Here is a 14,490-nt window from a genome sequence, read left to right on the forward strand (position 1 = left end):
GTAGAAGGTTGCTTTGACGTATGATGCAGGGGACTCAACTGCTCATCGTGAACCTGTGCACCGATACGACCTGATTAGCTGTCATGACTGTGGCGTGCTGTACCGCAAACGTCCGCTGCGTCCCCGCGAAAAGGCGCGCTGCATCCGTTGCCGCTCGGTGTTATACCGGGGCGCTCACGCGCGCGGCGCATCGGCGGAATTGAGCAAGGTGGTGGCGCTGACTCTGGGCGCCGCCTTTGTCTTCCTGATCGCCCAGTTTTTTCCCATCGTCGAACTCGACGTCAATGGCCTGACGTCCAGCGCCACCTTGCTCGGTTCCATCCGCGTGCTGTGGTCCGAGCAGATGCATATCGTGGCGACGATGGTCTTCCTGTTCACCATACTCTTTCCCGCCATCGAACTCGGTTCGCTGCTGTATGTGGCGCTGGGCTTGCGCGGCGGCGTCAAGGTGCCCGGTTTTAACCGCGTGCTGCGCGCCGTGCAGACGGCGCGCGAATGGGGCATGACGGAAGTGCTGATGATCGGCATCCTGATCACCGTCGTCAAGATGACCAGTCTGGCCACGGTGCTGCCGCAACCGGGGCTGTTCGCGTTTGGCGCGCTGACCCTGATGCTGGCCATCGTCGTCTCGTTCGACCCCAAGGCCCTGTGGAACCTGGGCGACGACCTGACCCGGCAAGCGCTGCCCGGCATCCGCTACAAGGCCTTTGCGCCCGGCGAGAAGGTCGTGCCCTGCCATGCCTGCGGCCTGGTGGCGCCGCCACTGGGCAAGGGCAAGCATTTGGCGTGCGTGCGCTGTGGCACGGCCCTGCACGTGCGCAAACCGGACAGCATCAACCGCACCTGGGCCTTGCTGATCGCCGCCATGATCCTCTATATTCCCGCCAACCTGCTGCCCGTGATGGTGACGTATTCCCTGTTTGGCGCACAAAACGATACCATCATGAGCGGCGTGGTGCTGTTCTGGACCAGCGGCTCGAAAGGCCTGGCCATCATCATTTTCATCGCCAGCGTGGTCGTGCCCATGCTCAAGCTGGGCGTGCTGGCGCTGCTGGCGTTCACCGCGCAGCGGCGTTCGCGCTGGCGCCCGCGCCAGCGCACCATTTTGTATCGCATGGTCGAATTCATCGGCCGCTGGTCCATGCTCGACATCTTTGTCGTCACCCTGACGGTGGCGCTGGTGCGCTTCAAGTCGCTGGCCGTGATCACGGCCGGACCCGGCGCGCTGGCCTTTGGCGCCGTGGTGGTGCTGACCATGCTGGCGGCGATGCAGTTCGACCCGCGCCTGATCTGGGACCCCGTCGACGGGCAGGTGCCTGGCGAGGAAGAACCCGTGGTGGTGGCAAATACCGGAAACAATACAGTGATTGGAGAACAGCATGTCTGACAAAGAAGCGGGCGGCCTTGCCGAAACGGGTGGCCGTCCATTGCCGGAACCCGATGTGGAACAGGGCAGCCGCTGGCTGCCGTCGCTGGTATGGCTCATTCCGCTGCTGGCCGCCCTGATAGGCGCCGGCCTGGCCGCCAAGTCCATCCTTGACCAGGGGCCCACGGTGACGGTCAGCTTCAAGAGCGCCGAAGGCCTGGAGCCGGGCAAGACCAAGGTCAAATACAAGGATGTCGATATCGGCCAGGTGCGCGCCATCACCCTGGGCGACGACTTGAGCAATGTCCTCGTGACGATCGACATGAGCAAGGAGGCGCGCCGTTTCGCCACTGCCGATTCGCGTTTCTGGGTGGTGCGCCCTCAGATCGGCGCCAGCGGCGTGACGGGCCTGGGCACCTTGCTGTCGGGCGCCTACATCGGCGTTGACACGGGCAAGTCGGAAGCCAAAAAGGAGAATTTCGTCGGCATGGAGAGTCCGCCCGCCGTGGCTGGTGACCAGAAGGGCAAGCTGTACACCCTGCATGCGGAAAGTCTCGGTTCCGTCGACGTGGGTTCGCCCCTGTTCTTCCACCGCCTGCGCGTGGGCAAGGTGGTCAGCTTTGCGCTGGACAAGGATGGCAACGGCATTACCATGTCGGTCTTCGTGAACGCGCCATACGACCAGTTCGTCGGCAAGAATGCGCGCTGGTGGCATGCCAGCGGCGTCGATGTGCGCTTGGATTCCAACGGCTTCAAGTTGAACACGCAGTCGCTGGCCGCCATGCTGGTGGGCGGCATCGCCTTCGAGGCGGAAAATGGCCGCAAACCCGAGGAACCGGCGCCGGCCAATACCAATTTCCGCTTGGCGGCCGACGAGGCCAGCGCCATGCGCGAGCCCGATGGCCAGGCCATTACCACCGTGTTCTATTTCGACCAGTCGCTGCGCGGCTTGCAGCCTGGCGCCACGGTGGATTTCCGCGGCATCGTATTGGGCGAGGTGCGTTCGGTCGGCATCGAGTTCGATCCCGTGAAGAAGAACTTCCGCATGCCGGTCACCGTCAATCTGTACCCTGCCCGCCTGGGCATGCGCTTCAAGGCCGCCGTCGACGATGAGGAAGGCTCGGCCGGCCACCAGCTGCTCGAACGCATGGTCAGCCGTGGCTTGCGCGCCCAGCTACGCACGGGCAACCTGCTCACCAGCCAGCTGTACATCGCGCTGGACTTCTTCCCGAAAGCGCCGAAGGTGGCGCTCGATCCGAACAAGTATCCGCTGGAAGTGCCGACCGTGCCCAATACCCTCGATGAACTGCAGACGCAGATCGCCAGCATCGCCCGCAAGCTCGATCAGGTGCCTTATGCGGAGATCGGCAATAACCTGAACGCCACCATCAAGCAGGCCAATACCCTGTTCAGGCAGCTCGATGGCCAGGTGGTGCCGGAAATGCGCGATACCCTGACGGCGGCGAAACAGACCTTCGGCACCGCCGAACAGGTGCTGCAAAAGGATTCGCCACTGCAGTCGGACGTGCGCCAGGCCTTGCAGCAGCTGACGCAAACCCTGCAATCGCTGAACGCGCTGTCGGATTACCTGGAACGTCATCCCGAGTCCCTGATCCGCGGTAAAAAAGGAGATGAAAAAAAATGATGAAACCAATTTTTTCCGCGCTGCTGGCGGCCAGCCTGCTGGGCGCCTGTTCCACGCCCCAGCCCGAGCATTTCTATACGCTCAGCGGCGGCGCCGACGCGCAGCCGGCCAAACCCGTCAAATACTATGTCGAGGTGCTGGCCGTCAGCGTGCCGCAGCAGGTGAGCCGCAACCAGTTTGTCGTGACGGGACCATCGGGGCGCATCGAACTGCTGGAGCAGCAGCGCTGGGCCGGGCCGCTGGCCGGCGAGATCGGCCAGGCCCTGTCGACGGCCGTGACGAACGACCTGGGTGCCATCGATGTGTTCCGCACGCCGCATCCGGACAACCTGCCCGTGTACCGTATCAGCACCAATGTGCAGCGTTTCGAGTCGGTGATGGGCCAGTATGCGCTGATCGATGCCGTGTGGAGCGTGCGCCAGCTGGCCAGCAGCAAGGTGGTCACTTGCCGCACGATAGCCAATGAAAAGGTGGGCGCCGGCTACGATGAACTGGTGCTCGGTCACCGCCGCGCCGTGAACCGTATCGCCGCCGATACGGCGAGCGTGGTGCGCGCTTTTGACAACGGCAACGCCGCTTGCCCGGCCGCCTGAGCCGCTTTCCGCTACCCAGTCCCGGCGGCCGCTGGTAAAATGCGGCCATGGGAATGACCTTGTTCACGCGCCGCTTTGCCGCCTGGATCGCCTGTTTCGCGATCTTGCTGGCGGCGCTCGCGCCGTCGATTTCCCAGGCTGTCGCCAACGCCAAGCAGGAGTCCGGCTCCGGCTGGGCGGAAATCTGTTCGGTGGCCGGCATCCGTTTCGTCCAGGTCGACAATGACGGTGCCGCCGATGAAAAATCCGGCGGCAAGGCCATGCAGATGGAGCATTGCGCCTTCTGTTCCACGCACACGGGTTCCGTCGGCCTGCCGCCCGCCAGTACCGTGCTGCCGCTGCTTGTGGCCAGCGGCACGGCCATTTTCCCGGCCCTGTACTACCAGTCCCCGTCACCGCTGTTCATCTGGTCCACCGCGCAGTCGCGCGCGCCGCCCGCTCTCGTCTAGGTTTTTGCATTTTCAATGCTGGCGCTGCCCACCTCGCGGTGTGACGCGCCGCATCCGCACACTTATACGAGAATCACATGAACAAGAAATTATTGGTGCTGGCCGTCGCCATCACCCTCGCTTACCCCTGCGCGCAGGCGCAGCAACTTGACCAAACCGACCACGCCATCGACACCGTCGTCGTTTCCGGTTCGCGCGCGCAATCGTGGCTGTCCGAGACGCCGCAGGCCATCGGTGCCGTCAATGCCAAAATGCTGGAACGCGACAAGCCCAAGACCATGGGCGATATCCTCAACCGCATCGCCGGCGTGTACTGGAATGACCTGGGCAACGAGCAGCACAGCATGAGCATCCGCCAGCCCATCGGCACGAATGCCGTCTACCAGTACCTCGAAGACGGCATTCCCATCCGCCCGCTGGGCGTCTTCAACCATAACTCGCTCAACGAGATGAACATGGCGGGCGCCAGCGGCGTGGAAGTGGTGAAGGGCGCCGCCTCGTCGCTGTACGGCAGCAATGCCGTCGGCGGCGCCGTCAATTTCCTCACGGCCGGCGCCAGCGCGACACCCACGGCAAGCGTGGGCGTGCGGCGCGATAACGTGGGCGGCTACACCCGCTACGACACTTCCGCCAGCGATACCTGGGGGCCGCTGGGACTGCGCTTTTCCCATTACAGCTCGCGCCGTTCGCGCGATAACTGGCAGGAGTACAGCTATGGCGACAAGGATTCGTTCTCGCTGCGCGCCGACTATGCGCTCAGCCCCACTTCGCAGCTGCGCGCCACCATCGTCCACACGGATCTCGATGCGGCCATGACGGGCAGCCTGTTCGAAAACGATTACCGCAGCAATCCCGGCAAGAGTTTGAATACGTTTACCTACCGCAAGGACAAGACCACGCGCATGAACCTGGCGTGGGAAGGCGCGACGACAGTCAATGGCACGAGCACCGTCACCGTGTTTACGCGCAAGAACGACCATGGGCAGATTCCCGCGTATTCCATAGGCAGTTGCGCGGGCATGCTGTGCAAGGGCGTCATCAACAACAACCACGTCGATTCGCTGGGGCTGGACGTGAAGCACCAGCAGGAATTCGCGTGGCTGCGTTCGCGCCTGATCGCTGGTGTGTACGTGGACAAGAGCGACAATCCCTTTGTCAGCGACAATCTGTCCATCGTGCGCGATGCCGCCACGGGCCGCTACCTGCGCTACTCCTTGGCCAATGCCAGCAATCCGCAGGGCGTGCGCGACTACCAGACGGATATCCTCAACACGGCCGTCTTCGCGCAATGGGAATTTTCTCCGCTGGCGGGCACCCGCGTGGTGCTGGGTGGCCGTTCTGACGCCATCCGCTACGACTACCATAACAAGCTGGCGCCCGGCGGCAGCGTCAATTACGGCGCGCCCGACGAGTCGCGCAGTTTTTCGCATGTGAGCCCGAAACTGGGCGCCACATACGCCATCGGCCATGCGGGCAGCGCGTATGCAAACGTCAGCCAGGGCTTCACGCCGCCGGAAGTGAGCCAGTTGTATGGCAAGACGGGCATCGCCAACTTGCAGCCGTCCGTCTACAACAACTATGAACTGGGCCTGCGCTGGGCCTTTTTGCAGGGCCGTTTGAAACTCGATACGGCCCTGTACCGGCTCGATGGGCGCGACACGATCGTCAGCTACACGCTCTCGCCGGGCAACAGCGAAAACCGCAATGCGGGGCGCACGCGCAGCGAAGGGCTGGAGCTGGGCCTGAATTACGACAGCGGCCCGTTCGACGCGCGCTTCGCCACGGCCATCGCGCGCCACCGCTACCTGCGCTACCAGCTCTCCAGTACTCTCGATTACAGCGGCCGCGCCATGCCGCAGGCGCCGCGCGACATCACCTCGTTCGAGATCGGCTACAAGCCCGTGGCCGGCGCGCGTATCGCACTTGAAGCCGTGCACCAGGGGCGCTACTGGATGAACAATGCCAACACGGTGGAGTACAAGGGCCACGCCTTGCTGAACCTGCGCGCCAGCTATCAGGTCGCGCGCGGGCTGGAAGCGTGGGCGCAGGTGCGCAACCTGGCCGATAAACGCTATGCCGATTCGGCCAGCAGCAGCTATGCGGGCACGGGCAGCTATGCGCCGAACAGCCAGAACCAGTACACGCCCGGTGCGCCGCGCAGCGTGATGCTGGGCCTGTCCTATACCTATAACGCACTGTGAGGATGGCCATGGACGATTTCACCTTTCTCATCGCGCGGCGCAAAAGCCTGTACTGGCGCATCCACTTCTGGGCCGCGCTGATCGCCTCGCCGTTTGCCCTGCTAGCTACCCTGACGGGCATTTTGTACGTGTTCACGCCGCAGATCGAGGCAAGGCTGTACCAGCACCTGGACCATGTGGCGCCGCAAGCGTCCATGCTGCCGCTGGACGCCGCCGTGGCGGCTGCGGAGCGGGCTGCGCCTCGAGGCTGGGCGGTGCAGCACGTGGTGCCGCCGTTTCAACAGGACGATGCGGTGCAGGTGGCGTTCGCGCCGCCCGGCGGCGCGCAGGATGAACATGCGGGCCATGGCGGACATGCCGCGCCGCTCACGCACGCCAGGCCGAAGTTCGGCCTGCCCGCGCAAGCCATCGTCGTGTATGTGAATCCCTATGACGCGCGCGTGCTGGGCAGCCTGGCCAGCAGCGAGCGCTTCGGCAACTGGGCGAAAAAGCTGCATTCGCGCCTGCTGCAAAACGATGGCTGGCGCTGGATGATCGAGCTGGCGGCCAGCTGGCTGATGGTGATGCTGGTGACGGGCGTGGTGCTGTGGTGGCCGCGTGGCGCGCAATCGGGCTTGCCGAAGCGGGGCGCGCGGGGCCGCAATGGCTGGCGCCAGTGGCATGCTTTCCTGGGCGTGGCGCTCGGCATCGTCAGCGTTGTGATCCTGACGACGGGCCTGACGTGGAGCCAGCAGGCGGGCGGGCGCATCCGCGCGTTGCGCGACGTCAGCGGCCAGGCGCCGCCGCCCGTGCCACGTGATTTGCACTCGCGCGAGGAGGGCGCTCCGCTCGACTGGCAGGATGCGTGGCAGGTAGCGCGCAGCCACGCGCCCGCCATCGCCGTGCAGCTGACGGCGCCGGCCAGCCAGGACGATGTGTGGCGCGCCACCATGGCTGACCGCAGCCAGCCCACCTTGCGCTTCGACCTGCAATTCGATGCCTACAGCGGCAAGCCCCTGTATTACGCGGGGTGGGAGGCGCAGACGGCGTTCGGCAAGGCCACCGCCATCGGCATTCCGTTCCACCGCGGCGAATTCGGCTGGTGGAACCAGGCCGTGCTGCTGCTGTTCGGCGCCAGCGTGCTGTTCTCGCTGGTGTCGGGCTGGGTGATGTTTTTCAAACGGCGCTTGCCTGGCTCGCTGGGTTTACCCAGGCTGCTGCCGGGCGCCTGGACGTCGCCTTCCGCGCTGGCCTGGCTGGCGGCAGCCGCCATGTGCGCGCTGATGCCGCTGCTGCTCGTTTCCGGCGGCATGCTGTTGCTGCTGGAGCTGGGCCTGGCAAAATGTGGGCCGCGTGTCGGCCGGATGTGGCTGCGCTAGAATAAGGGGCGCGGCCCGGCTCGTTGCCATGGGCCGCCCCTTGCATAGGTTGAACCATGGTATTCATCGACTTTCCCGCCTTGTCCGCGCTGGCCACCGCTTCGGCCACGATTACCAAAAAATGCAGCTGCTGCGCCGTCCCGCTGGACGCCTGGCAGCGCCTGCCTACCTCGCTGGAGCTCGACCGCTTTGAAGAAATCGGCACCCTGCGCGAAGATCCGTACGAGGAACCGACGTTTGCCGAGTACCACCCGCACGGCACGCGCTATGACAGCGCCGATGCGCCCATCGCGCCGCGCTACTATCCCGCCAATCTGAGCCAGGTAGCCCGCTGCCTCAATTGCGGCCGCCACTACCTGCGCTACAACGAGGCGGGCGGCTATTTCACGGAACTGCGCATCCGCGCGCTGCGCCCGGAATTGCTGGCCGACGCGGCGTAGTCACTGCTACAGGCTTTCCTTGACGTGCGCGATGCCGTGTTCATCGTAGATCGAGTACACGGCGGCGAGGATGTTTTCCAGTTCCGGCGAGCGGTCCATATGCCGCATGCTGAATAAAATCGGCGAGAACGCATGCTTGTCGTCCAGCTTGCGGTATACGACGTTCCGGTGATGCATGGCTTGCACGCTTTCCGGCACGATGGAAATGCCCTGGCCGGCCGCCACCAGTCCCATGGAAATCTGCAGCTCGCGCACTTCCGTGACGGGGCCGGGCGTGACATTGCCTTCGCTGAACATGGCCAGCACCTGGTCTGCAAAGCTGGGGCGGGGCGCTTTCGGATACACGAGCAGGGTTTCGTGGATCAGGTCAGTGAGGCGCAATCCGCCTTCCCCCCTGGCCAGCCGGTGGCCGGGCGGCAGGGCCACCACCAGCCGCTCCTCGCGCAGCAGGATGCGGCGGATGCTGGGGTCTTCGCTTTTCAGGCGCCCGAAACCCACGTCGATGCGGCCTTCCTTCAGGGCCTTGAGCTGCTGCACCGTCGTCATTTCATGCAGGGTCACGTCGACCTCGGGATGGCGCTCGCAAAAGCGGTGCACGATGTCTGGCAATTCCCCATACAGGGTCGACGCGACAAAGCCGATCGACAGGGTGCGTTCCAGTTTGCCGACACGCTGCGTCATCGCCTGCAGGTCGCGCACCTGGTCGAGCAGTGGCCGCGCATGGGCGAGGAAAAACTCGCCCGCTTCCGTCAGGCGCAAGGGACGCGAACCCTTTTCGATCAGCGCCACGCCCAGGATTTCTTCCAGCTGCTGCATCTGCCGGCTCAGCGGCGGCTGCGCGATGTGCAAGCGCGCGGCGGCCCGCGTGAAGTTTCTTTCCTCCGCGACCGCAACGAAGTAGCGCAAGTGCCGTAATTCCATCTTCATACCTTTCAGGTATAGGTTTGATACCAACTCGGTGTTGGACGTGGGGAGATTCGGGGAATATCGTGTCACCACTCCACAGAATTATACGGAATAAATATGATTCAAAATATCGAGACCTACCTGGTCGATGTGCCAACCATTCGTCCGCACCGGATGTCCGTCGCCACCATGAATACGCAAACCCTGGTGCTGGTGCGGCTGCGCTGCGCTGACGGCATCACGGGCTGGGGCGAAGCGACCACCATCGGCGGCTTGAGCTACGGCGGCGAAAGCCCGGAAAGCATCAAGACGAATATCGATACCTATATCGCGCCGCTGCTGGTCGGCATGGAAGCGAGCGAAGTGGCCAAGGCCATGGCCAGGGTGCGCAAGGTCATACAGGGCAACCGCTTCGCCAAGTGCGCGATCGAGACGGCGCTGCTCGATGCGCAGGCGCGCCGCCTGAATGTGCCGCTGTCGGAATTGCTGGGCGGCCGCGTGCGCGATGCGCTGCCTGTGGCCTGGGTGCTGGCCAGCGGCGACACCGCGCGCGATATCGCCGAAGGGGAAAAAATGCTGGACTTGCGCCGGCACCGCATCTTCAAGCTGAAGATCGGCATGCGCGACGTGATGGATGACGTGGCCCACGTGCTGGAGATCAAGCGGGCGCTGGGCGAACGGGCCAGCGTGCGCGTCGATGTCAACCAGGCCTGGAGCGAGACGGACGCCGTGCGCGGCATCGCCGCACTGGAAGCGGGCGGCATCGACCTGATCGAGCAGCCGGTGAAGGCGGGCAACCGCGCCGCGCTGGCGCGCCTGACGCGGCGCTTCGACGTGGCCATCATGGCCGACGAAGCCTTGCACGGTCCCGCCGATGCGCTGGCGCTGGCCCAGGCCGATGCGGCCGACGTGTATGCGGTGAAAATCACCCAGTCGGGCGGCTTGCTGCCCGCGCTGGAAGTGGCCACCGTGGCGCGCCTGGCTGGCGTGGGACTGTACGGCGGCACCATGCTCGAAGGCGGCGTCGGCACCGCCGCCACGGCCCACGTGTGCTCCACGTTCGCGGAACTGGCCTGGGGCACGGAGCTGTTCGGGCCACTGCTGCTGACGCAGGAAGTCCTGCGCGAGCCGCTGGTCTACCGCGATTTCATGCTGCAAGTGCCGACGGGGCCGGGCCTGGGTGTCGAGATCGATATGGACAAGCTGCGTTCCATGCAGCGCGCCTGAGGACGCCTATCAAAACCTACTGCGCGTCGTGATTTACGGTCTGCGATGCTCACTGTACCTTCGTACAGTTGCGCTTCTCGACCGCAACTCTCTTCCGCTCGCTACGGTTTTGTTTGGCGTTGTAAGTGCCTATAAAAATCTTAAGGAGAAACCATGTTATTCCATGTACGCATGAACGTGAACTTGCCATTGAGCATGCCCGCCGAGCAGGCGGCGCAGCTCAAGCAGACGGAAAAGGCACTGGCGCAGCGCCTGCAGCACGAAGGCAAGTGGCGCCACCTGTGGCGCATCGCCGGCCAGTACGCCAACATCAGCGTCTTCGACGTGGACAGCGTGGAGGAGCTGCACAACTTGCTCACCTCCTTGCCGCTGTTTCCCTACATGCAGATCGACGTGATGCCGCTGTGCCGCCATCCCTCGTCGGTGCGCGACGACGATTCCTGAGGAGACATGCGATGACGGATACAGGCAACGACACTGCCGGGAAAATGTGCGAGGTGGACGGTATCGGCCTGCATTACCGCACGGATGGCGAGCGCAGCAAGCCCTGCCTCGTCCTGTCGAACTCCCTCGGCACGGACTTGTCCATGTGGGATGCGCAAGCGGCCGCGCTGGCTGGCGATTTTTTTGTCGTGCGCTACGACACGCGCGGCCATGGCCAGTCGGCCAGCGGCAGCGCGCCGTTCGGCGTCGGGCGGCTGGGACTGGACGTGGTGGCACTGCTCGACCACCTCGATATCGCCCGTGCCGCCTTCTGCGGCATTTCCATGGGCGGCTTGACGGGCCAGTGGCTGGGCATTCACCAGCCGCAGCGCCTGACGAAGCTCGTGCTGGCAAATACGGCGGCGCGCATCGGCGGCGCCGCGCCGTGGCAGCTGCGGGCGGAGCAAGTGCGCCGCGACGGCATGGCTGCGGTGGCCGGGAGCGCCGCCGCGCGCTGGTTCACGCCGCCGTTCATCGCGCGCGAAGCGGACACGGTGGCGCGCCTGGCCGGCATTTTGCGCAGCCAGGATGCCGGCGGCTACGCGGCCTGCTGCGACATGCTGGCCCAGGCGGACTTGCACGCCTGCGTCGGCACGATCGCCGTGCCGACCCTGATCATCGCGGGCGAGCACGATCCCGTAACCACCGTCGACGACGGGCGCTGGCTGCAGCAGCAGATCGCGGGCGCCCGCCTGGCAAGCCTGCCCGCCTCGCATATCTCGAACATCGAGGCGGCGGACTTGTTTACGGCGCAGTTGCGCACTTTTTTAGTGTGAGGCTTGCTGTACCGTATCGGTACGGCAGGAATGTGGTTTTCCTCTGAGCACCGCCGCCGGCTGGTCCGGCGTGCGGCAGGGGAAGCTTTCTTGAAAAATAATAATAAGAAAAGCAGACTTGGAGTAGACGGATGGAAAACAGATTGATCATTATCGCGGCGGTCACGGTGGGCTATTTCGCCCTCATGTCGTACATTACGTATAGCGTGCGCAAGCATGCCAACAGCGCCGAGGGCATGGCGGCGGGCGGGCGCAACTATCCCGCCTACCTGATCGGCGCGCTGCTATTGTCGGAATTTATTGGCAGCTCCGTCAGCATCGGCACGGCCCAGAAGGGTTATGAACTGGGTATTTCCGCCGCCTGGAATCTGGTGGCGCTGTCGCTGGGCTTCTTGCTGCTGGCCATCGTGCTGGTGAAAAAATATAAGGAAAGCGGGCAGTCGACGATTTCCGGCATCCTGGCGCAAACCTACGGCGAACCCGTGCGCTATGCGGCGTCCATCCTCACCATCGTTGCGCTGAGCATCGTTGCCGTGGCCCTGTACGCGAGTGGCGGCGCCGTGCTGGCAGCCGTGCTGCATATCAACAAGACCGTGGCCATCTTGCTGGTGGGCGCCATTACCGTGATCTATGTCAGCCTGGGCGGCATGCGCTCGGTGGTGTACACCAATTTTGCCCACTCCATCGTCAAGTACCTGGGCGTGATCCTGGCGCTGGCGTATGCGCTGGAAGCCACAGGCGGCATCGGCGCGCTGCAGGCGCAACTGCCGGCCAAGATGTTCAACTGGGTCGAGATCGGCTGGGGCCAGATCATCGCCTGGATGATCGGCGGCATCGGTTCCATCTTCGCCACGCAATACGTGATCCAGGCCCTGGTCAGCACGGACAATCCGGCCGTGGCCAAGCGCGCCTGTTACTACGTATCGTCGCTGATGATCCCGTTCGGCCTGATGGCGGCCCTGATCGGCATGTGCAGTGCCGTGCTGTATCCGGGCATGAAGTCGATCGACGCCTTCCCGACCCTGATCGCCCACATGCCGGCGTTTTCCGCCAGCATCATGATCGTCGGCCTGGCCGGCGCCCTGTTCGGCGGCATTTCCGCCACCACCCTGGCATCGGCCACCCTGGCCATGAAGGATTTTTATGATCCCTGGTACAACAAGGCGAAGAACGACGCGAAATCGCTGATGTTCCTGCGCATCGCCATCGTCGTGGCCGGCTTGCTGCCGCTGGTGCTGGCGCTGTATGCGGAAAAACTGCTGATGATCGCCTTCCTGGGCAAGGCCCTGCGCGCCACCCTGGCCGTGCTGGTGCTGATGGCCTTCTATGCGCCGAAATTCGGCACGCCGCGCGGCGCCTTCGTTGGCGTGATCGTCTCCGTGATCGCCACCATCGGCTGGTTCCTGGCGGGCAATCCGTACGGTGTCGACAGTTCCTACCTGGCGCTGGCCGGCCCGCTGCTGACCATGGGCATCAGCCATCTGTTCAAGCCGGCGCAAGCGTTGGCGAAGCCGGCATCGTCGTCGCGGCTGTAGCTTACCCAACCCTCACACCAGTCCCGTCATGTAATAGATGGCAATGACGAGGAACACGGCCACCGTCTTGATGACGGTGATGCCGAAAATGTCGCGGTAGGACTGGCGGTGCGTGAGGCCCGTGACGGCCAGCAGGGTGATCACGGCGCCATTGTGCGGCAAGGTATCCATGCCGCCGCTGGCCATGGCCACCACGCGGTGCATGACTTCGAGCGGAATGTGCGCCTGCTGCGCGGCCTGGATAAAACTGTCCGACATGGCCGCCAGCGCAATGCTCATGCCGCCCGAAGCCGAGCCCGTAATGCCGGCCAGGGTCGTCACGGAGACCGCTGCGTTGACGAGCGGATCGGGCACGCTGCGCAAGGTGTTGCTGACGGCAAGAAAACCGGGCAGGGCGGCGATGACGCCGCCAAAGCCATATTCGGATGCCGTATTCATGGCCGCCAGCAGGGCGCCGCCCACGGCCGCCTTGGTGCCTTCGGCAAAGGCGGCGCGGATACGCCCGAAGGCCGTCACGCACACGAGCAAGATGCCCAGCAATAAGGCGCCTTCCACGGCCCAGATACCGGTCACGGACGCTATCGACGTCGACACGGGCGCATGCAAGCCGGGCAGGGCCTCGGTGGTGAGTACGTAACTGTCGCCATACCAGTGGGGAATCAGTTTGGTCAGCGCAAAGTTGGCCACGCCCACCAGCACCAAAGGCGCCACCGACAGCAGCGGATGGGGCAAGTCGCCACCGCCGGTCTTGGCCTGTTCCGCTTCCACGCCATAACCTTCGCCCGTCGCCATGACGGACCGGCGGCGCCATTCCAGGAAGGCCAGTCCCATGATCACCGTCAGCACGGCGCCGATGGTGCCCAGCCATGGCGCGGCCCAGCCGGTCGTATTGAAAAAGGTGGTGGGGATGATGTTCTGGATTTGCGGCGTGCCGGGCAAGGTATCCATGGTGAAGGAAAATGCGCCCAGGGCGATGGCGCCCGGCATCAGGCGCTTGGGGATATTGCTCTGGCGGTACAGCTCGGCCGCGAACGGGTACACGGCAAATACCACCACGAACAGCGACACGCCGCCGTACGTCAGGGCCGCGCACACGGCAACGATGACGGCATTCGCGCGCGAACTGCCGATATAGCGGATGGCGGCCACGACGATCGACTGTGAAAAGCCGGACAGCTCGATCAGCTTGCCGAACACGGCGCCGAGCAAAAAGACGGGGAAATACAGCTTGATAAAGCCCACCATCTTTTCCATGAAGATACCGCTGAAGACAGCCGGCACGGCGGACGGATCGGTGAGCAGTACGGCACCCAGCGCGGCGACGGGCGCAAACAGGATCACGCTGTAGCCACGGTAGGCGGCCAGCATCAGGAAGGCCAGTGCGGCCAGAACTATCAGGAAAGACATCGGTCAGGCCCTTGCGCGAGAAGTGATCAAGATATTAATAATGCAGTTAATATCATACTTCCCGGCAATCTGCCAACGCGCAGATCAAGGTGACGGCAGTTCAC

At 64.1% G+C, this 14,490-nt stretch carries 13 protein-coding genes; 11 read left to right on the forward strand and 2 right to left on the reverse strand.

The annotated features are described in order from the left end of the window. The first annotated feature begins 94 nt into the window (after positions 1-94). The 7 genes from U0004_RS06175 (at position 95) to U0004_RS06205 (ending at position 8,052) form a co-directional block, all read left to right on the forward strand. Positions 95-1,387 carry a paraquat-inducible protein A gene (locus U0004_RS06175; RefSeq protein ID WP_370452792.1) on the forward strand — a complete coding sequence of 431 codons (1,293 nt, stop codon included), beginning with the start codon at positions 95-97 and terminating at the stop codon, positions 1,385-1,387. Continuing rightward, entirely contained in the window at positions 1,380-3,011 is a 1,632-nt protein-coding gene (locus U0004_RS06180) for a PqiB family protein (protein ID WP_070260100.1), read from the forward strand. Before U0004_RS06175 ends, U0004_RS06180 begins: the two co-directional genes overlap by 8 nt. Then, positions 3,008-3,604, forward strand: a complete 597-nt coding sequence (locus U0004_RS06185; RefSeq protein WP_052140127.1) for a PqiC family protein — start codon at positions 3,008-3,010, stop codon at positions 3,602-3,604. Before U0004_RS06180 ends, U0004_RS06185 begins: the two co-directional genes overlap by 4 nt. A gap of 47 nt (positions 3,605-3,651) precedes the next feature. Next, complete coding sequence (locus U0004_RS06190; RefSeq protein ID WP_231958472.1) at positions 3,652-4,053, forward strand: DUF2946 domain-containing protein; 402 nt, start codon at positions 3,652-3,654, stop codon at positions 4,051-4,053. Positions 4,054-4,130: 77 nt separating this feature from the next. Then, a complete protein-coding gene (locus tag U0004_RS06195; protein ID WP_070260096.1) occupies positions 4,131-6,254 on the forward strand; it encodes a TonB-dependent receptor family protein in 2,124 nt (707 codons plus the stop codon). An 8-nt stretch (positions 6,255-6,262) separates the two neighbouring features. Continuing rightward, positions 6,263-7,612 carry a PepSY-associated TM helix domain-containing protein gene (locus U0004_RS06200; RefSeq protein WP_070260214.1) on the forward strand — a complete coding sequence of 450 codons (1,350 nt, stop codon included), beginning with the start codon at positions 6,263-6,265 and terminating at the stop codon, positions 7,610-7,612. A gap of 56 nt (positions 7,613-7,668) precedes the next feature. Further along, a complete protein-coding gene (locus U0004_RS06205) occupies positions 7,669-8,052 on the forward strand; it encodes a hypothetical protein (RefSeq protein WP_070260094.1) in 384 nt (127 codons plus the stop codon). A gap of 6 nt (positions 8,053-8,058) precedes the next feature. Here the strand turns inward: U0004_RS06205 and U0004_RS06210 are convergent, their stop codons facing one another. Continuing rightward, on the reverse strand, positions 8,059-8,973 hold the full coding sequence (locus U0004_RS06210; protein ID WP_070260212.1) for a LysR family transcriptional regulator: 915 nt from the start codon (positions 8,971-8,973) through the stop codon (positions 8,059-8,061). 102 nt (positions 8,974-9,075) lie between these two features. On the opposite strand from U0004_RS06210, the gene U0004_RS06215 reads away from it, so the two are divergent. From U0004_RS06215 to U0004_RS06230, 4 genes are all read left to right on the forward strand, one after another. After that, positions 9,076-10,185, forward strand: coding sequence for a muconate/chloromuconate family cycloisomerase (locus tag U0004_RS06215; RefSeq protein WP_070260092.1), 1,110 nt, complete (start codon positions 9,076-9,078; stop codon positions 10,183-10,185). A 153-nt stretch (positions 10,186-10,338) separates the two neighbouring features. Next, positions 10,339-10,629, forward strand: coding sequence for a muconolactone Delta-isomerase (gene catC / locus U0004_RS06220; RefSeq protein ID WP_034782430.1), 291 nt, complete (start codon positions 10,339-10,341; stop codon positions 10,627-10,629). An 11-nt stretch (positions 10,630-10,640) separates the two neighbouring features. Next, on the forward strand, positions 10,641-11,444 hold the full coding sequence (gene pcaD / locus U0004_RS06225) for a 3-oxoadipate enol-lactonase (protein ID WP_231958471.1): 804 nt from the start codon (positions 10,641-10,643) through the stop codon (positions 11,442-11,444). Positions 11,445-11,575: 131 nt separating this feature from the next. Then, positions 11,576-12,979, forward strand: a complete 1,404-nt coding sequence (locus tag U0004_RS06230) for a sodium:solute symporter family protein (protein ID WP_070260088.1) — start codon at positions 11,576-11,578, stop codon at positions 12,977-12,979. Between the two features lie 12 nt (positions 12,980-12,991). On the opposite strand, the gene U0004_RS06235 is transcribed toward U0004_RS06230, so the two are convergent. Next, positions 12,992-14,386, reverse strand: coding sequence for a GntP family permease (locus U0004_RS06235; RefSeq protein WP_070260086.1), 1,395 nt, complete (start codon positions 14,384-14,386; stop codon positions 12,992-12,994). Positions 14,387-14,490: the final 104 nt, after the last annotated feature.

Origin of the sequence: Janthinobacterium lividum, assembly GCF_034424625.1 — a bacterium.
Taxonomy (GTDB): Bacteria; Pseudomonadota; Gammaproteobacteria; order Burkholderiales; family Burkholderiaceae_D; genus Janthinobacterium; species Janthinobacterium lividum.